Origin of the sequence: Mycobacterium sp. (genome assembly GCF_019247615.1) — a bacterium.
Lineage (GTDB): Bacteria > Actinomycetota > Actinomycetes > Mycobacteriales > Mycobacteriaceae > Mycobacterium.
The window spans coordinates 1-18,087 of sequence record NZ_JAFBAT010000324.1 but is presented as its reverse complement, the minus strand read 5'-3'; the positions used below and the strand labels follow the sequence as shown (position 1 = coordinate 18,087).

Sequence of the window (18,087 nt, the reverse complement as noted above, 5' to 3'; positions counted from 1 at the left end):
GTACTGCACCGGGAACCGCACGTCCACGAGGTTGCGGTCGCCGGCGATGTAGACCTCTTCGAGGTGCGAGAGCAGCGGGGGGCCCTCGTACCACGGCGTCTGCTCCGACTTGGTCACAACGTTGTCGCCGTGCAGCGCGGACATTGGAATGCTGGCCACGTCTTGCACGTCCAGGCGCGCGGCGAACGAATAGAATTCGTCGCGAATCGCCTCGAATTTCTCTCTGTCCCAATCGATCAGGTCCATCTTGTTGACCGCCAGCACGATGTGCTGGATGCCCAGCAGCGACGCCAGGAATGCGTGCCTACGTGACTGCTCGAGCAGGCCCTGCCGGGCGTCGACCAACACGATCACCAGTTGAGCGGTCGACGCGCCGGTCACCATGTTGCGGGTGTACTGGATATGTCCGGGCGTGTCGGCGATGATGAATTTGCGCTTGGGAGTGGCGAAGTAGCGGTAGGCGACATCGATGGTGATGCCCTGCTCGCGTTCGGCCCGCAGACCGTCGGTGACCAGCGCCAAGTCGGTGTAGTCGTGGCCGCGCTCCTTGGACGTGCGCTCCACCGAGGCCCACTGGTCTTCCATCACGGCCTTGGAGTCATACAGCAGCCGCCCGATCAGCGTGGACTTGCCGTCATCGACGGATCCGGCGGTTGCGATGCGCAACAGGGTGGTTGGCGTGGTCGTTGGCGTGGTCATCAGAAGTACCCCTGCCGTTTGCGGTCTTCCATTCCGGCCTCCGAGATCCGGTCGTCGGCTCTGGTCGCGCCGCGCTCGGTCAACCGGGCCACGGCCGTCTCGGCGATGACCTCCGACACGGTCCCGGCCTGCGATTCCACACATCCGGTGCATGTGACGTCCCCGACGGTGCGGAACCGCACGGTGGCCTCGAACACCGGCTCGTCGGCGCGCGGCTGCATGTGCCGGTGCACCGCCAGCAGCATGCCGTCGCGGCGAAACACCTTGCGTCGGTGCGCGAAATAGATCGACGGCAGCTTGATCTTCTCTGCGCCGATGTACGACCAGATATCGAACTCGGTCCAGTTGGACAGCGGGAAGACCCGGATGTGCTCGCCCTTGTGGTGCCGCCCGTTGTAGAGGTTCCACAGTTCGGGCCGCTGAGCCTTCGGGTCCCATTGGCCGAATTCGTCGCGGAAGCTGAACACCCGCTCCTTGGCGCGTGCCTTCTCCTCGTCGCGGCGCGCGCCGCCGAACGCGGCGTCGAACCTGTTCTCCCGGATGGCCCGCAGCAACGTGACGGTCTGTATCGGATTGCGCGACGGGATCGTCTCCACGACCCGGCCGGCGTCGATGTCCTCCTGCACCGAAGCGACGATCAGGCGCGCGCCGGACTCGGCGACCAGTTCGTCGCGCGCGGCGATCACCTCGTCGAAATTGTGGCCGGTGTCGACGTGCATGACCGGGAACGGCAGCCGGCCGGGACTGAACGCCTTCAGCGCGAGGTGCAGCATGACAATGGAGTCCTTGCCACCCGAGAACAGCAGCACCGGCCGTTCGAACTCCGCCGCCACCTCCCGGATGATGTGGATCGCTTCGGCCTCCAGCGAGCGCAGATGGCTCAATTCGTACTGGCCGGCGGCGAGCCCGCCCTTAGTAGCGCTGGTCATGGCGTCCTTACGTTATTCCGGATAAAGTTGGTTGAACTGACCATATTTATTTTCTTAGTCGTATATGCAATCAGGTGCGCCTGTCGGTGTCAATGCGTGCGGCTGCCCTCGGTCGAGACCGCCAGCGCTACGCGGTGACTTCCTCGAGCTTGCCGGTGGCGACGTCGAAGATGAAGCCGCGCAACGAGATGTGCTTGGTGACGAACGGGCTGTTCTCGATCCGGCGCAGCGACTGCCGGACGTCCTCGGCGAGGTCCGGGAAAGCCTCGGCCGCCCACGGCGGCTTGACGCCGGTCTCCTGCTGGATGGCTCGCTTGAAGTCGTCGTCGGTGAAGGTCAGCATGCCGCAGTCGGTGTGGTGAATCAGGATCACCTCCTGGGTTCCCAACAGCCGTTGGCTGATCGCCAGCGACCGGATGACGTCGTCGGTGACGACCCCGCCGGCGTTCCGGATGACGTGGGCTTCCCCCTCGTTGAGGCCGAGGATGCGGTAGACATCGAGGCGGGCATCCATGCATGCGACGACCGCGACATGCTTGCTCGGCGGCATCGGTAGCGGGCCCTCGAAGCTGCTCGCGTATTGGGCATTGTTGGCCAGGTAGTCGTCGGTAACCGTCACGCGAGCTCCTCGATGTCTGGTGTGCGGGCGAGCGGGTCGCGCCCGGTGCAAGTGTCGCGAGCCGAGCCCTGTCTCGGTGGATCCTAGTAGCCGGCCGGCGGCGATTCACGCATGAAAATCGGCGGGATCGCAAGGATCCGCCCGACACGCTTTAACCTGTCCCAATGCGGCACAGGCGGTTCGGTCGGGCATGATTCGCTTCCTGGCGCGCCGGTTGCTCAACTACATCGTGCTCCTACTGCTGGCGTCATTCCTCGCGTTCTGCCTCGCGTCCGTGACGTTTCGCCCGCTGGACGCCTACACTCAGCGCCACCCGCCGCCGCCCAAGGAGCTCGTCGACCGCAAGGCGGCCGAGCTCGGCTTGGACAAACCCATACCCATTCGGTACGGGAAATGGATTGCCGGCGTGGCCCACGGCGACTTCGGCACGACCGTCACCGGTCACCCCGTCTCCCGGGAACTGTGGCACCGGATAGGGATCAGCCTGCGGCTGGTGGTAACGGGGTCCGTGCTGGGCACCATCCTCGGCGTCATCCTGGGCGCCTGGGGAGCCATTCGGCAGTACCGGCTCAGCGACCGCATCATCACCGTGCTGTCGCTGGTCCTCTTGAGCATCCCGTCATTCGTGCTGGCGGGCCTGCTCATCCTGGCCGCGCTGAGGGTGAACGACTTCACTGGCGTTCGGATGTTCCAGTACACCGGTGAAACATCACCGATCCCGCCCGGCGGCCTGTGGAACCGACTGGTCGACCGCGTGCAGCACCTCGTGTTGCCCACGCTGACGCTCACACTTTTCGGGATGGCGGGCTTCAGCCGCTACCAGCGCAACGCCATGCTCGACGTACTCGGTGAGGATTTCATCCGGACCGCGCGCGCCAAAGGCCTGACCCGTCGGCGTGCGCTGTTCAAACACGGACTGCGCACCGCACTGATTCCGCTGGCCACCCTGTTCGCCTACGGGGTCAGCGGGTTGGTGGTCGGCGCGGTCTTCGTCGAGAAGATCTTCGGCTGGCATGGCATGGGCGAATGGGTGGTGCTCGGCATTTCCACACAGGACACCAACGTTGTCGCGGCGATCACCCTGTTCACCGGGTTGGCGATTCTGCTGGCCGGCCTGTTGTCCGACATCTTCTACGCGGTGCTCGACCCGAGAGTGCGGGTGACATGACGACCCAAGAGGCCAGCGTGGAGATCCAGGCCGGCATGCACCCTGCCGCCTTCACGTCGCGGCGAAATCTGGTGGCGCGCCGGTTCATTCGCAACAAGCCCGCGGTGGTGGCGTTGATTCTGCTGGTGCTGGGATTCGTCGGCTGCTACGCGCTGCCGCCGCTGCTTCCGTACGACTACAACCTTCTCGACTACGACGCGCTGCTGCAGCCGCCGTCGCTCAAGCATTGGTTCGGCACCAACGCGCTCGGTCAGGACCTGCTCGCCCGGACGCTGCGCGGAACGCAGAAGTCGATGCTGATCGGGTTCTGTGTGGCGCTAATCTCGACCACCCTTGCCGCCACGGTCGGGTCGATCGCCGGCTACTTCGGTGGGTGGCGCGACCGGGCACTGATGTGGCTGGTCGACCTGCTGCTGGTGGTGCCGAGTTTCCTGCTGATCGCCATCGTCAGCTCGCGCGGCAAGGGGTCGAACAACGTCCTGTGGCTCATCGTGTTGCTCGCGGCCTTCGGCTGGATGGTCAGCTCGCGGATGGTGCGCGGCTTGACTATGAGCCTGCGCGAGCGCGAATTCGTGCGTGCTGCAAGGTATATGGGCGTATCCAACCGCCGGGTCATCATGCATCACATCGTGCCCAACGTCGCCTCCATCCTCATCATCGACGCCACCCTCAACGTCGGGTATGCGATCCTGGCCGAAACCGGCCTGAGCTTCCTGGGATTCGGTATTCAGCCACCGGATGTATCGCTGGGCACGCTGATCGCCGACGGCACTCCCTCGACCACCACATTCCCGTGGGTCTTCCTATTCCCGGCGGGCACCCTGGTCTTGATTGTGCTGTGCGCCAACCTCACCGGCGACGGCCTGCGCGATGCGCTGGATCCGCGCAGCCGGCCGCCGCGCCGCAAGAAGCGTGGGCCGAAGTGACCGCTCTGCTGGAGGTGACTGATCTGAACGTCACGTTCGAGACGGGTGACGTGACGGTGGCGGCTGTGCGCGGCACGTCGTACCACATCGATCCGGGCGAAGTGGTGGCCATCGTCGGCGAATCCGGTTCGGGCAAAAGCGCTTCCGCGATGGCGGTGATCGGACTGCTGCCCGAGCACGCGAAGGTGTCGGGATCGGTGCGCCTACACGGCGAGGAACTCCTCGGGCTGGACGACCAGGCCATGTCACGGATCCGCGGCAAGACGATCGGCACCGTGTTCCAAGACCCGATGTCGGCGCTGACGCCCGTTTACACGGTCGGCGACCAGATAGCCGAAGCCATCGGCGTACACAACCGCGGAATCAGCCGAGCGGACGCACGCAAGCGTGCCGTCGAGCTGCTCGAGTTGGTCGGCATCTCCCAGCCGCAGAGCCGGGCGAGGGCTTTCCCGCACGAGTTGTCCGGCGGCGAGCGCCAGCGGGTGGTGATCGCCATGGCGATCGCCAACGACCCGGACCTGCTGATCTGTGACGAGCCGACCACCGCGCTGGACGTCACCGTGCAGGCCCAGATACTGGACGTACTCAGAACCGCACGCGACGTCACCGGGGCGGGCGTCCTGATCATCACCCACGATCTGGGCGTGGTTTCGGAATTCGCCGACCGGGCTGTGGTCATGTACGCCGGGCGCGGCGTCGAGATCGCCGGCGTCCAAGACCTGTACCGCGACCGCCGCATGCCCTACACCGTCGGGTTGCTGGGGTCGGTGCCGCGGCTGGACGCTCCGCAGGGAACCCGGCTGATACCGATTCCCGGTGCGCCGCCGACAATGTCGTCGCTGTCGCCCGGCGTGTGCCCCTTCGCGCCCCGCTGCCCGCTCGTCATCGACGAATGTCATTCGGCGGAGCCCGATCTCGTTCTCATTGGCGAAGGCCACCGAGCGGCGTGCATCCGCACCGACGACGTCGTCGGGCGCAGCGCTGCCGAGATCTTCGGCGTTTCAACGCAACCGGCCGCTATCGACGATGCCCGGGAAGCGCCGGTGGTGCTGGAGGTGACCGACCTCTCCAAGACCTACCCACTCACTAAAGGCGTGATATTGCGCCGGCGTGTCGGTGAAGTGCGCGCGGTCGACGGCGTCAGCTTCAGCCTGGAACAGGGCCGCACGCTGGGCATCGTCGGGGAATCCGGCTCGGGAAAATCGACAACGCTCAACCAGATTCTGGAACTCAGCGCGCCCCAGGCGGGTTCCATCCAGATTCTCGGCAACGACGTCTCAGCGCTCGACACGGCCGCGCGTCATAAGCTTCGGGCCGAACTGCAGGTGGTGTTTCAGGACCCGGTAGCCTCCCTGGACCCGCGTCTACCGGTCTTCGATATCGTCGCAGAACCGTTGGTCGCCAACGGGTTCGACAGACAGCGGTGCGAGGAACGGGTCGCCGAGCTGCTGGCGATCGTCGGGCTGGACCGAGCAGCCGCCAGCCGCTACCCCGCAGAGTTCTCCGGTGGGCAGAAGCAGCGGATCGGCATCGCCCGGGCGCTTGCGCTGCAGCCGAAGATCCTTGCGCTGGACGAGCCGGTATCGGCTCTCGACGTGTCGATTCAGGCGGGCATCATCAATCTGCTTCTGGACCTCCAGCAACAGTTCGGGTTGTCGTATCTATTTGTGTCACATGATCTTTCGGTGGTCAAACACCTGGCCCACCGGGTGGCGGTGATGTACCGGGGGGCCGTTGTCGAGCAGGGCGACGGCGACCAGGTGTTCACCAACCCGCAGCACGAGTACACCCGGCGGCTGCTGGCCGCCGTTCCGCGGGCGCATGCGGATGCCGGCAGTGGTTAACATCGGGCGGGTGAGGCACCCGCCGATGGTCCGCAGCATCGCGCTGCTGGCGCTGGCCGCCGTCGTGATCCTCACCGGCTGCTCAAACGCCTATCGGGACATCCCGGAGGCCCGGGCCGCCCAGATAGGCGCCACCAGCGACATCAACCCCCGCGATCCTGCGACCCTGCGGGACGGCGGCAATTTGCGGCTACCGCTGACGATGTTCCCGGACAACTTCAACGTGTCGAACATCGACGGCAACACGTCCGATACCGGTTCGGTTGTCGGGCCCACGCTGCCCGGGGTGTTCATCACCAGCGCCGACGGAACGCCGCGGCTCAACACCGACTACTTCACAGGTGCCGAGCTGACGAGCACCAACCCCCAAGTGGTCACCTATACCATCAATCCAAAGTCGATGTGGAGCGACGGCACGCCGATCACCTGGGAGGATTTGGCGGCTCAGGCCAACGCGTTGAGCGGCCGCGACGCGCGGTACTTGATCGCCAGCAGAGCCGGGTTTGAGCAAGTGGAGTCGGTGACCAGGGGGGTCGACGACCGCCAGGCCGTGGTCACCTTCGCCAAGCCGTACGCGGAATGGCGCGGACTGTTCGGCGGCCTGCAACCCCACAGCATGATGGGGGACCCGGATGTCTTCAACAAAGGCCAGCTGGATGCCCCCGGCCCGTCGGCCGGACCGTTCATCGTGTCCACAATCGACCGCGGCGCCCAGCGCATCGTGTTGACCCGCAATCCGCGCTGGTGGGGCCGCAAGCCGCGACTGGACTCCATGACCTTCCTGGTGCTCGACCCCGCCGCCGTCATACCCGCCCTGCAAAACAACGCGATCGACGCGGCCGACGTGGGTTCGCTCGACGACATGGTGACCGCCCGGCGCACGCCCGGGATCGCGATCCGCAGCGCCCCGGCGCTGGTCTGGTACCACATCACTTTCAACGGAGCGCCCGGATCCATCATGGACGACCGGAGGCTGCGGCTGGCGATCTGCAGAGGCATCGACCGCCAGACCATCGCCAACGTGGTCCAGCACGGCCTGACCAGCCATCCGGCAACACTGAACAACCACATTTTCGTCGCGGGTCAGGTTGGCTACCAAGACAACAGCGGTCCCGCCGCATACAACCCCGACCAAGCCCGCCGCGACTTGGACGACTTGGGCTGGAAGCTCAATGGATCCGTGCGGGAGAAGGACGGCAGGCAACTGGTCATCCGTGATCCGTTCATCGATCAGCCATTCCGGCGACAGATCGGACTGGTCGCCCAGCAGAACCTGGCGCAGATCGGTGTGAAACTGGTGCTCGAGCCCAAGCCGGGTACCGGGTTCTTCAGCCAGTACGTCAGCACCGGCGACTTCGATGTCGTCGAATTCGGTTGGGTGGGTGGGGGTTATCCCCTGGCCGCCCTCACTCAGATCTACGCCTCGTACGGCGAAAGCAATTCCGGCAAGATCGGCAGCCCGGAATTGGACGCGAAGATCAAGGAAACGCTCTCCGAACTCGATCCGATCAGGGTGCGTGCCTTGGCCAACGAGGCCGACCAGATGATTTGGCAGGAGGGCCACAGCCTGCCGCTGTTCCAGTCCCCCGGCAACGTTGCGGTGCGCAGCGACCTGGCCAACTACGGCGCATTTGGACTGGCCGACGCGGACTTCACGGCAATCGGGTTCATGCCAAACTAACGCGGGGCGGGGGCGCAGGCACCGTCAGGAGGCCGCCACCCGGCGCAGGAGCCGCGGAATCGCAGGCATCGTCGGCACGGCCCCTTCGGCGATAGCGACCCACTCGATCGCCTTCCACAGCAGGCGGACTTCCGGTCGCGTCGGGAGTGCATCCAGCGCCGGCGCCTGCGCGGCCAGCCCCTCGAACTCGCCACGAGATACCGCGCCGGCGACGGCGAGGGCCGCGGGCTCCCGAAAGTCCAGCGCGCTGTGGGCCATGGTGGGCAGCTTCAACAGCTGGGAATTCGGGATGAGCGACGCCACCCGCTCGGCCACCGCGGGAGGAGTGATCAGATCACGGCCCCCCGATATCACCGCGGTGGGCCAGCTGAAGTTTGGCATCTGGGCCGGCAGGTCATAGGGCTCCTCTTCGAAAGACGCTGTCTGGGTTCGGGTCTCGCTTTCCGCCACGGCGGGGTCGAGCGGTAGGCCGTCCGGCTCGGCCGCGTAGTCAAGCTCCCGAAACGCGATGCGACTCACCAGGTCTTCCTCGTATCGATAGGGCAGGTTGCTGAGGGTGGCGAAGTGGGATATCGCGATCCACAACAACTTTCGTCCGTCGAGCAGCAGGTCGAGCTGACGGTCGAGGAGCTTGGGCCCGCCGTGACCGTAGATGGTCGCGACGACCTGCGTCGCCGCCGGGGTCATTACACCCGCATCGACGAGCTTGCGAACTTTGGGTGCCAGCGGGGCGGTCTCGGGGCTGGCGCCCCTGAGCAACAACCGGCGGATCGCGCGGCGCACGATCACGATGTCGTGGCGTGAAAGCAGCGGCGAATCCAGGACCATCGCGTGGACTCGGCCGGGATGACGCACTCCGACCCCGGAAGCGATATACGTGCCGTACGACGCGCCGTAGATGATGGCCGACTCGACATGGGCGTCATCGAGGACCGCGGCGACGTCGTCGACCACCTGGTTGACGGTGAGCGCCTCCGGGGGCAGGTCGGCACCGCAGTCGTCGTGGCGCGACATTCCCACCCCGCGGTGCTCGATCATGATCACGTCGAGGCCCGCGAGAGCAGCCCGGCGTCGCAGCCCGCGATACATATGGACCGACGCCACGCCGGGGCCCCCCGGGATGATGACGAGCGGGTGGGCGGACTTGCGCCCGGCGCGGACGTAGAAGAGATCGAACTCTTCGTCGCTGCCCGGGCAGACCGGCCGCCGCACCGGTCGCACCCCGGGCAGCGCGGCCAGCTTCTCCTGCATCCGCCGCCGCTTAGCAGTCATCGTCATGGGAATTGCCATACCCGCGGATCCATGCGGGCAAGCAACCGGCGCCGCCGTTGCCAAATCAGCCGGCGTTCCCGTGGATGAGGTCGGCGGCCTTCTCCCCGATCAGCACCGACGGCGCGTGACTGTGACCGCGCACGCTGCCGGGAAATCACGCAGGCGTCGGCGACCCGCAGCCGATGCCGCGAACTCTTAGCTCCAGGTCGGCGAGTAACGCGAGTGTTAAACGTGCAGATCGATGCGGTGCGCGCCCTTGACGCCGTAGTACCGGTCGGGACTGCAGGTGAGCACGATCACCTGCCCGTGGGCACCCACGGTGTCGAACACCTTCCCCATCTTGGCCAGCCGGTCCGGGTCGGTGAAGCCCAGCGCGTCATCGACCACCACCGGGACGGTGTCTTCCCCGGCCACCAGGGCGGCACCCGCCAGCCGCGCCAGGATGCCGAGCTGTTCCTTGGCCCCGCCGGACAAGGACTCGTAAGGCACAGTGACGCCGTCCAGGGTGCGGCTGCGAATGCACAGGTCGCTGTCGACGTCGACCTCGAAGGTGGGCCCGAAAACCGGACGGCCGAGCCGCTGCAGCTCGGCGCGGTACGGCTCGACGTAGCGCTGCCGGGTGGTGTCTCGGTGCCGGGTCATGACCGAGCGCAGCAACTGCGCGGCCCGCGCCCGGCTGCCGATCCGCGCGTGCTGGCCGGCCGCGTGCTCGCGTTCCGTCTCCGCGGCGTCGAGCTTGCCCTGCCGGCCCTCGCTGCCGAAGACGGACAGCTCGATGCTGATCTCGCGCAACGCGCGGGCGGCCTCCTCGTAGCGATCGCGCAGCGCCTCGGCCGCCTGCGTGGCATCGGCCAACTCGTCGGCGACCGCATCGGGCGCCGCGCAGGCAAGCGCCGCGGCGAGCTCGATGACGCGCCGCTCCGCGTCGTTAGCCGCTTGGCGCGCGGCGTCAGCCGCCGATGTGAGATCCTCATCGCTCACCGACGCACGTTCCCGGGCCAGTCGATCCGTGGCCGCGTCGAGCTCGCGGCGCTGGGTCTCCAGGTTGTGCTGTAATACCGTTGCACGCGTTGATAACTCGGCGAGCCTGGTGTCGGCGGTGGCCGCGGCTTGGCGGCAGGCTTCGTATGCGGCTGTCGCGGCCGCACGTGCGGCCTCCGCCGCGTCGAGCTCCGCGCGCGCGTCGCTGATACCGATCGCGGCGCGTTCCGGTTCGCCCGCGTGACCGGCCCGCAGCTGCGCCAGCCGCCACCGCAGTTCATCGATATTTTCGTTGCCGCACAGACCCGCAAGCATGGCAGTCAACTGGTCACGGTTGCCCTGCAGTTCTCGGCGACGCCGGTCGGCGGACCTGGCCGCCGCAAGGTCAATGACGGCACCTGCGGCCAACGCGACGGTCAATTCTCGTTGTGCCGCAACATATTGGGCTCGGATGTCCAGAGTGGTGGCGCCGGGCGTCACCCGCGCGGTCAGGACGCCGGGTACCTCGACCGCGGTGGGACCGGTCGCCGTGATCGACCAGCTCTGGCCCGCCGGCAGGGTCACTTTCTGGTCGCCCGTGGTGAGCTCGATGTCGGCGGCCGCGGTGAACTCCACGTCCGCGGACATCAACGCCAACTGTGCGCCGATCCGATCGACCGCCGCGGCGGCATCCTCGATTCGCCTCAGTAGCTGCTCGGTGACGGCGATTGCCGAGAGCTCCGCGTCCAGCCGGTCACGGTCGCGCTCGATGGCGGCGACCCTGGCCAGCCGGGCACTCAGCCGATCGGCCTCCTCGCGCTCGGTGAGCCGATCAACGGCCCCACGGGCCGATTCCGCGCGGCGCTGCGCGTCTGCCAGCGCGCGGGTGGCATCGTCAAGCTCGGCGGCGGCCGCCTCGGCATGCGCGCACGCCGTCGCTTGGGCGTCGGCGGCCTGTTGTGCCTCGGCCCGGGCGACGTCGACGGTGGCGGAGCGATTTTGCAGCTCAGCGAGCAACCGAATCCGCCCGTCTTGGGCGGCGGCGGCCGCGGCGCACGTCGCGGCCGCCGCATCGGCGACCAGCTTGGCCTCACGCGCCTGGTCGGTGAGCTCGGCAATCCTGTCGCCGGCGGCCCGCGCGGCGGCGAGCCGGGGGCCGGCGGCGATGCGCAGCTGGGACAACTCGGCCACCCGCTCGGTCAACTCGGCATGGCGGCGCACCCGGTCGTCGACCTCGGCCACCGCCGCCGCGCATTCATTGACCGCGGCCTCGGCGTCTGCCAGCCGGGAGATCGCGGCCGCCCACTCCCCGGTGGGGCGTCCGGTCGGGGTGAAGTAGCGCGCGTATTCGGCGTCAATGCGCTCGATGAGCAACGGCTCGGTCCCCGAGAGCGCCGCGGCATCTCCCGCCGCGACGTCAAGCGCCCGGGACAGCGCGTCGCAACCGGACAGGTCCACCGCGGCGGTCGAGGTCGCCTGTAGCACCCGCTGTGCATGCCAGAGATCGTGGTCCACCGTTTCGTCCAGCATCGCCCGGACACGTTCGTGGGCCTCGTCGCCGGTCAGCTGCTCGCGGTGCGGCCTCAGCACCGTCAACTCAGTCTCGCATTTCTTGTGGAATCGCTTGCGGTAGACGAATCGATATGGGCCGCAGCTGATTTCGGCGCTGACTTCGGAGCCGACGTCACTGTGGGTGGGCTTGACCTGCTTGACCTCCTTCTTGGTGGATCGGTCCCTGCATTCGAGCAGCAGGTCCAGCGCCTCGATCATCGACGACTTGCCGGCCTCGTTGGCGCCGCATACCACCACGACGCCGTGGTCGGGAAACTCGATCTCGCGGTGCGCGATACCGCGATAGTTGGTCAGGACCAGCCGGTGCAGCTTCACGCTGCGCCCCGATCGGCGAGCCGCAGCAGCAGCGCCAGGGCCGCCTGAGCGTCGGCGGCGGACTCGGCGTCGTCCGCGCGTGCCGTGGCCACCAGCTCCTCGACGGCCGCCGCGGCGAACCCGCCGATGCCGAGATCGGTGAACTCGCCGTCGGCGGGCATCACCGCGAGTTCGGTATGGCGCTCCCACAGGCCTAGCCAGGCGAAGAGCCGGGAGTACCGGTCCAGGCAGGCGTCCAGGGCCGCGCGATCGGTGACCGTTAGCGAGCCGGTCAGCGCCAGCCGCACCACGGTTCGGTCCTTGTCGGTCATCAGGTCGAGGTTGAGATCGAGGTCGGCGATGTCGCGGCGGTTGTCGACCTGACGGTGCATGGTGACGAACCGCCAGCGGCCGACGTGCCGGGGCTGAACTGTGCCGGCACGGTGTGGGTCGCTTTCGTCGATGTCGACGACGAGCACGTGACCGGGGTTCGATTCGACGTCGTCGAAGTTGGTCGCTTCCGGTGAGCCGGAGTACCAGACGCGGCCGCTGTCGCCGACCCGGGTCAGCGAATGCTTGTCCCCCAATCCCGCATAGTGCACCGTGCCCCGGGACAGGGCCTCGTCGAGTTTGGCGAGCCGGATCAGCGACGGTTTGTCGCGATCGGGGTCGAGAACGTCAACGCCCCCGTGCGCGACGAGGATCCGCGTGGGGCCCGGTAGCAGGCCGTCGAGGACTCCGGCAACCAGGTCGGTGGTGGGGACCTTGCACCGCCACGGCGCGGCGACGATCTCCAGGCCGGGCCTGATCTCGTAGACGCCGGCTTTGTCCAGGACGATCACGTTGGCGGGGCGCTCCGCGGTGAACAGCGTGCCGGTGTACACCGATGACGCATCGAGCGGGTCATGGTTGCCGGGCAGCAGATAGACGGGAATCCCAATGGCGCGCATGGCTTCCAGAGACTGACCGACCACCTGCGGGGCCAGCTGATTGTGTTCGAAGACGTCGCCGGCGACCACCACGAACTCCGCGCCAACCTCCGCCGCCAGCGCGCCCAGGCCAGCCACCGCGTCGCGGCGGGCGGCCGAATACCGCGGCTGGGCGTCGCCGGCGAGGAAGTGGCGCGTCATGCCCAGCTGCCAGTCGGCGGTGTGCAGAAATCGCATCCGGGGTCTCCTGTGGTGGCGGCTGTCAGGGCACCGCGAAGTCTAGGTCGGCATGCCGACAAGATCCGGGACCTCACCCGGCACGTCTCGGCCCGGCCGTCGCGGGACCGTCCTTCTGGCGCGCGCACGCCGACGCCGGGGGTGTTCGAGCGCAACGGCTTGGTCTTCCACGTCGATGATCAAATCTCTTCTGTCACTGTGGTTTCATCAGTTTCTCAGCGAGGTTTGTTGCCGTCCATGACGCGCTCACCCGTTGGGCCAACGACGAATTCCGCAGCCTCAAACGGCCAGATCGAGATGCTGCTGCGCCGAGCGCTCGATGACGCCGGCCGGATGCCAAAGCACGCACGCGGCGCCGCCGGCCAAGAGGGGCCGTCCAAGAGCATCGCCGGAATAGCGGACCGGTCCGCGGATCGCGTGATTAGCTTGGATCCGATGACTGATCAGCGCACCTTGCTGTTGATGCGGCATGCGAAATCGGATTACCCCGAAGGGGTTCCCGACCACGACCGGCCGCTGGCGCCGCGCGGAAACAGGGAAGCCGCGCTGGCCGGCGACTGGCTGCGGGCGCACGCGCCCACCGTTGATGCCGTGCTGTGCTCGACGGCAACGCGGGCGCGGGAGACGCTCGGGCGCACGGGGATCGACGCACCCGTGCGATACAGCGAGCGGCTCTACGGCGCCACACCCGGCACAATGATCGACGAGATCAACACGACGTCCCACGACATCGGCACCCTATTGGTCGTCGGACACGAACCCACGACGTCGTCGCTAGCACTCATCTTGGCGAGCGACGACACGGATCCCGCTCTGGTGGAACGTATTTCACTCAAGTTCCCGACGTCGGCGATCGCCGTGCTGACCGTGCCCTGCGGGTGGGAAGGCCTGGAACCGGGCCGCGCCGCGCTGACGGGCTTCGAAGTGCCGCGCTGAGTCTGATTGCCCTAGGAATTCGTGGCGAGCGTCAGCTCCATGAGCTTGATGGCCTGCCCGCAGGCATCGACGCCGGGGCCCTGGGGGTTGATCCACCAGCCGACCACGCCCGCGGCGTCGCTGGCCACTCCGCAGGCGCCGTTGGGGTCGTCGGTGCGCATCACGATCGATTCGATCCCGGCGATCGCACGGTTTTCGACCTTGTACTTCAGGAAGTCGGCCACCTTGCGCTCGTTGGACAAGCTGCCCTGCTCGAACCAGAACCGGCTGATGTCGATCAGAACGGTCGGGTTGGAGGACTGCGCCTGCCATCGGCAGATCGCGCCGACGAACGTGCTCTGAATGTCGAGCGGATCGGCCCCCACGGTCTTGGCCAGGATGTCAGTGGTCAGCACCTCGCATTCCTTGAGCAGGTTCGGGTACTGCTGTTCGGAGTTGTTGTTCCGCGACGGGCCCCCCGCCTTGACGGCGGTGCCCCCGACGGCCCGTGAACAGCCGGTCATGACGACCAACGCAATTAGCAAGACGATGACACCGGCACGCACGCGGGTTGTGCTCATTTGGAGTTCGCAATCGACTGACGGGCCAGCTCTTTGGCTATGTCGCAGGGCGGCGGGAACGGCTTTTGGCTAAAGCTGACCGACCATTCGATGAAGTCGTCCTGGAACTGGATGCCGACTTCGCACAGCGAGTCACCCAGATTGGGCTCGTTGCCCACGGCGATGAAACCGCCGTGGCCGTTGATGTTGATGTCATCGACGCTTGCGCGCGACAGCTCCTCCGTCTTGCGTTCGCGCCCGATCGGGCTGCCGCGGTACCAGGAAAAGGAGAAGTGCGGCCCGAGAATGCCGCCGCCGGCCAGCCACTGGCACCCCACGGAGTTCCGGGCGGTGTTGACCAGGCCGGTCACCTTGGTCAGTTCGGACACCGTCTGGTCGCTGATGCCGCCGCATTGGGGAAACATCGGCCCGTGGTGCCCCCCGCCGCTCCCCTGGCCCGACGACGCCGTCGCCCCCGGCTTGTTGTCTCCCGAGCTGGAGCACCCCGCAACGATCAGAATCGTCAAGGCCGACGCCGCAAAAGCAAGCGCCTTCACGTTACGCCGCACCTGCACCCTGCCTTGGCCAAGCCTGCTGCTGCTCCACACGATGCACTGTAGCGGCAGGCCGGACGCAACCACCGACGCCGCGCGTGAGCAGGCATTTCTGTGGCACCCGCCATATGCGACAGTTACCGAATGCTCGTGGCACTGGTGCGCCAATACATCCGGCCGTACCGCCGGCTGGTGGCGGTGCTGCTGGTGCTCCAGCTGACCAGCACCCTGACCGCGCTGTATCTGCCGACGGTCAACGCCGCGATCATCGACGAGGGCGTCGCCAAGGGCGATGCCCGCACCATCGTCAGGCTCGGCGTGGTGATGCTTGCAGCCACCGGGTTGCAGGTGTTGTGCGCGGTCGGGGCCGTGTACTTCGGCTCCCGAACCGGAATGGGCTTCGGCCGCGACCTACGCCGCGCGATATTCGAACACGTCATCGGCTTCTCCGAGCATGAGACCGACCGATTTGGCGCGCCGACGCTGTTGACCCGCAGCACCAACGACGTCCGGCAGATCCAGTACCTGGTTCAGATAACGGGCACCGTTCTGGTCACCGCACCGATCATGTGCGTCGGCGGGATCGTCATGGCGATCCATCAGGAGGCCGCGCTGACGTGGCTGTTGCTGGTCAGCGTCCCGATCATGGCCGTGACCAACTATTGGGTGATGTCGCACATGCTGCCGCTCTTTCGCGGAATGCAAAGCCTCATCGACCGCATCAACCGGGTGCTGCGCGACCAGTTGTCCGGCGTCCGGGTGGTCCGGGCGTTCGCGCGTGAAGGCTTCGAGCGCGACCGCTTCGCGCGCGCGAATGCCGCGCTGGCGAATACCGCGCTCAGCGCGGGCAATTGGCAGGCGCTGATGCTGCCGGCGACCACGCTGACCATCAACGTGTCCAGCGTCGCGCTGATCTGGTTCGGTGGCCTGCGCATCGATCGCGGCCAGATGCAGGTCGGCTCGCTGACCGCCTTCCTGGCCTACTTCACCCAGATCCTGATGTCGGTGTTGATGGCGACGATGACGCTGGTGGTGCTGCCGCGCGCGGCGGTGTGCGCCGAACGGATCACGGAGGTGCTGTCCACCCGCGCCGCCGTCGAAAACCCGGAGCACCCGGCATTCCCGAGCGGCGGCATCACCGGCGTGGTGCGCCTGGAAGGCGCGACGTTCACCTACCCCGGTGCCGATCGCCCTGTGCTGCAAGACATCTCGATAACTGCGCTGCCCGGAACGACCACCGCGATCGTCGGCAGCACCGGCTCGGGCAAGTCGACGCTGGTATCGCTGATCTGCCGGCTCTACGACGTGACCGCCGGCGCCGTCCTGGTGGACGGCGTCGACGTCCGCGAATACCACACCGAACGCCTCTGGTCGGCGATCGGACTGGTTCCCCAACGGGGCTATCTCTTCACCGGCACCGTCGCGGACAACCTGCGTATCGGCGCGGCCCCCGACCAGGTGGTGACCGACGAGGAGATGTGGGAAGCCTTGCGAGTGGCCGACGCCGACGGCTTCGTACGGGCACACGAGGACGGCCTGCGCATGCGGGTCGCCCAGGGCGGCATCAACCTTTCGGGGGGACAACGCCAGCGGCTGGCCATTGCCCGCGCGGTCATCCGCCGCCCCGCCATCTACCTGTTCGACGACGCCTTCGCCGCGCTCGACGTGCACACCGACGCGCGGGTGCGCGCATCGCTCGCCGAGGTGTCCGGTCCGAGGGGGCCGGCCACAGTTATCGTTGTCACCCAACGGGTTTCGGCCGCCGCCCGAGCAGATCAGGTGATCGTCGTCGACAACGGAATACTGGTCGGTTCGGGCACGCACGAATCGCTGCTGGCCGGTTGCCGCACCTATGCCGAATTCGCCGACTCACAATCGGTGGGCGCCGTGCGCTCGGGCCAAGCCGGCGGCGCGCGATGACCGCCCCCGCCATCCGGTCTCGCGACTTCTGGGGTACGGCCGTCCGGCTGGTGAAACAGCTTGCACCGCAACGAGGTCTGAGTGTCGCGGTGATCACGCTGGGCATCACCGCCACGGCGATCGGCGTCATCGTCCCCCGGATCCTCGGTCATGCCACCGACCTGCTGTTCAACGGCGTCATCGGGCGAAAGCTTCCGGCGGGGATCACCAAGGCGCAGGCCGTCGCGGCGGCGCGGGCCCGCGGCGACACGGCCTTCGCAGACCTGCTGTCGGGGACGAACGTGGTGCCCGGCCGGGGGGTGGACTTCGGCGCGGTGGCCAGGACCTTGACCTTGGCACTGTGCTTGTATTTGATTGCCGCGCTGGTCATTTGGGTGCAGGCCCGGCTGCTGAATCTCGCCGTGCAGCGCACCATGGTCGCGCTGCGTTCCCAGGTCGAGGACAAGATCCACCGGCTTCCGCTGTCGTACTTCGACCGGCGCCAACGAGGCGAGCTGCTGAGCAGGGTGACCAACGACATCGACAACGTCCAGTCGTCGGTGTCGATGACGATCAGTCAACTGCTGACGGCGATCCTGACGGTGGTGGCGGTGTTGGCGATGATGGTGTCGATCTCGCCTGTCCTGACCGTAATCACGTTGCTGACCGTGCCCATGTCGCTGGTGGCGACGCGCGCGATCGCGCGTCGGTCCCGGCGCTTGTTCGTCAGCCAGTGGAGCAGCACCGGACGCCTCAACGCCCACATCGAGGAGACGTACAGCGGGTTCACGGTGGTCAAGACGTTCGGGCATGCGGCCGCGGCGCGTGAGCAGTTCCGCCGCTTCAACGACGACGTCTACCGGGACAGTTTCGGCGCGCAGTTCTTCTCCGGCCTGGTGGGACCCGCGACCACGTTCATCGGCAATCTCGGATACGTCGCGGTCGCGGTCGTCGGGGGGCTTCAGGTGGCCACGGGGCAGATCACGCTCGGCAGCATCCAGGCCTTCATTCAATATGTGCGGCAGTTCA

General features: G+C 67.0%; 14 protein-coding genes and 1 pseudogene. 7 read left to right on the top strand and 8 right to left on the bottom strand.

The window, feature by feature from the left end:
• From JO059_RS22810 to JO059_RS22800, 3 genes and pseudogenes are all read right to left on the bottom strand, one after another.
• A partial coding sequence (locus tag JO059_RS22810) for a GTP-binding protein (RefSeq protein WP_293323002.1) occupies positions 1 to 699 on the bottom strand: 699 nt, incomplete at its 3' end.
• Positions 699 to 1,672: pseudogene (gene cysD / locus JO059_RS22805) on the bottom strand (sulfate adenylyltransferase subunit CysD). The gene JO059_RS22810 and the pseudogene cysD, both read right to left, overlap by 1 nt.
• An 83-nt stretch (positions 1,673 to 1,755) precedes the next feature.
• Entirely contained in the window at positions 1,756 to 2,247 is a 492-nt protein-coding gene (locus JO059_RS22800; protein ID WP_293323000.1) for a carbonic anhydrase, read from the bottom strand.
• Positions 2,248 to 2,437: 190 nt separating this feature from the next.
• Between JO059_RS22800 and JO059_RS22795 the strand changes: the two genes are divergently transcribed.
• The 4 genes from JO059_RS22795 to JO059_RS22780 are packed head-to-tail and all read left to right on the top strand — an operon-like array spanning position 2,438 to position 7,866.
• Positions 2,438 to 3,415: an ABC transporter permease gene (locus JO059_RS22795; RefSeq protein ID WP_293322998.1), complete on the top strand. Its 978-nt coding sequence runs from the start codon at positions 2,438 to 2,440 to the stop codon at positions 3,413 to 3,415.
• Between the two features lie 35 nt (positions 3,416 to 3,450).
• Positions 3,451 to 4,341, top strand: a complete 891-nt coding sequence (locus JO059_RS22790) for an ABC transporter permease (protein ID WP_293323008.1) — start codon at positions 3,451 to 3,453, stop codon at positions 4,339 to 4,341.
• The gene (locus JO059_RS22785; RefSeq protein WP_293322996.1) at positions 4,338 to 6,185 is read left to right on the top strand and encodes an ABC transporter ATP-binding protein; all 1,848 of its coding nucleotides are present in this window, start codon (positions 4,338 to 4,340) and stop codon (positions 6,183 to 6,185) included. Before JO059_RS22790 ends, JO059_RS22785 begins: the two co-directional genes overlap by 4 nt.
• A gap of 25 nt (positions 6,186 to 6,210) precedes the next feature.
• Entirely contained in the window at positions 6,211 to 7,866 is a 1,656-nt protein-coding gene (locus JO059_RS22780) for an ABC transporter family substrate-binding protein (protein WP_293323006.1), read from the top strand.
• A gap of 24 nt (positions 7,867 to 7,890) precedes the next feature.
• Here JO059_RS22780 and JO059_RS22775 read toward each other — a convergent pair whose 3' ends face one another.
• The 3 genes from JO059_RS22775 to JO059_RS22765 form a co-directional block, all read right to left on the bottom strand.
• Positions 7,891 to 9,144 (bottom strand): alpha/beta fold hydrolase, encoded by a 1,254-nt coding sequence (locus tag JO059_RS22775; protein ID WP_293323004.1) that lies wholly within the window; start codon positions 9,142 to 9,144, stop codon positions 7,891 to 7,893.
• A gap of 219 nt (positions 9,145 to 9,363) precedes the next feature.
• Positions 9,364 to 11,985, bottom strand: coding sequence for an AAA family ATPase (locus tag JO059_RS22770; protein ID WP_293322994.1), 2,622 nt, complete (start codon positions 11,983 to 11,985; stop codon positions 9,364 to 9,366).
• Positions 11,982 to 13,130 carry an exonuclease SbcCD subunit D gene (locus tag JO059_RS22765; RefSeq protein WP_293322992.1) on the bottom strand — a complete coding sequence of 383 codons (1,149 nt, stop codon included), beginning with the start codon at positions 13,128 to 13,130 and terminating at the stop codon, positions 11,982 to 11,984. The genes JO059_RS22770 and JO059_RS22765 overlap by 4 nt, the downstream gene beginning before the upstream one ends.
• A gap of 435 nt (positions 13,131 to 13,565) precedes the next feature.
• Between JO059_RS22765 and JO059_RS22760 the strand changes: the two genes are divergently transcribed.
• A complete protein-coding gene (locus JO059_RS22760) occupies positions 13,566 to 14,066 on the top strand; it encodes a histidine phosphatase family protein (protein WP_293322990.1) in 501 nt (166 codons plus the stop codon).
• 11 nt (positions 14,067 to 14,077) lie between these two features.
• Here JO059_RS22760 and JO059_RS22755 read toward each other — a convergent pair whose 3' ends face one another.
• Both JO059_RS22755 and JO059_RS22750 read right to left on the bottom strand, forming a co-directional pair.
• Positions 14,078 to 14,626 carry a DUF3558 domain-containing protein gene (locus tag JO059_RS22755; RefSeq protein WP_293322988.1) on the bottom strand — a complete coding sequence of 183 codons (549 nt, stop codon included), beginning with the start codon at positions 14,624 to 14,626 and terminating at the stop codon, positions 14,078 to 14,080.
• Complete coding sequence (locus JO059_RS22750; RefSeq protein ID WP_293322986.1) at positions 14,623 to 15,174, bottom strand: DUF3558 domain-containing protein; 552 nt, start codon at positions 15,172 to 15,174, stop codon at positions 14,623 to 14,625. The genes JO059_RS22755 and JO059_RS22750 overlap by 4 nt, the downstream gene beginning before the upstream one ends.
• A gap of 129 nt (positions 15,175 to 15,303) precedes the next feature.
• Here JO059_RS22750 and JO059_RS22745 point away from each other — a divergent pair, with 129 nt between their 5' ends.
• Positions 15,304 to 17,079, top strand: a complete 1,776-nt coding sequence (locus JO059_RS22745) for an ABC transporter ATP-binding protein (RefSeq protein ID WP_293322984.1) — start codon at positions 15,304 to 15,306, stop codon at positions 17,077 to 17,079.
• The coding region (locus JO059_RS22740; RefSeq protein WP_293322982.1) for an ABC transporter ATP-binding protein at positions 17,076 to 18,087 on the top strand (1,012 nt) is incomplete at its 3' end. The genes JO059_RS22745 and JO059_RS22740, both read left to right, overlap by 4 nt.

What these genes read in the sequence shown, in the direction of transcription:
- JO059_RS22760 (WP_293322990.1), top strand. Translation starts at nt 13,566, where the DNA reads ATGACTGATCAGCGCACCTTGCTGTTGATGCGGCATGCGAAATCGGAT.
- JO059_RS22780 (WP_293323006.1), top strand. Translation starts at nt 6,211, where the DNA reads ATGGTCCGCAGCATCGCGCTGCTGGCGCTGGCCGCCGTCGTGATCCTC.
- JO059_RS22765 (WP_293322992.1), bottom strand. Translation starts at nt 13,130, where the DNA reads ATGCGATTTCTGCACACCGCCGACTGGCAGCTGGGCATGACGCGCCAC.
- JO059_RS22795 (WP_293322998.1), top strand. Translation starts at nt 2,438, where the DNA reads ATGATTCGCTTCCTGGCGCGCCGGTTGCTCAACTACATCGTGCTCCTA.
- JO059_RS22745 (WP_293322984.1), top strand. Translation starts at nt 15,304, where the DNA reads ATGCTCGTGGCACTGGTGCGCCAATACATCCGGCCGTACCGCCGGCTG.
- JO059_RS22775 (WP_293323004.1), bottom strand. Translation starts at nt 9,144, where the DNA reads ATGACGATGACTGCTAAGCGGCGGCGGATGCAGGAGAAGCTGGCCGCG.
- JO059_RS22790 (WP_293323008.1), top strand. Translation starts at nt 3,451, where the DNA reads ATGCACCCTGCCGCCTTCACGTCGCGGCGAAATCTGGTGGCGCGCCGG.
- JO059_RS22755 (WP_293322988.1), bottom strand. Translation starts at nt 14,626, where the DNA reads ATGAGCACAACCCGCGTGCGTGCCGGTGTCATCGTCTTGCTAATTGCG.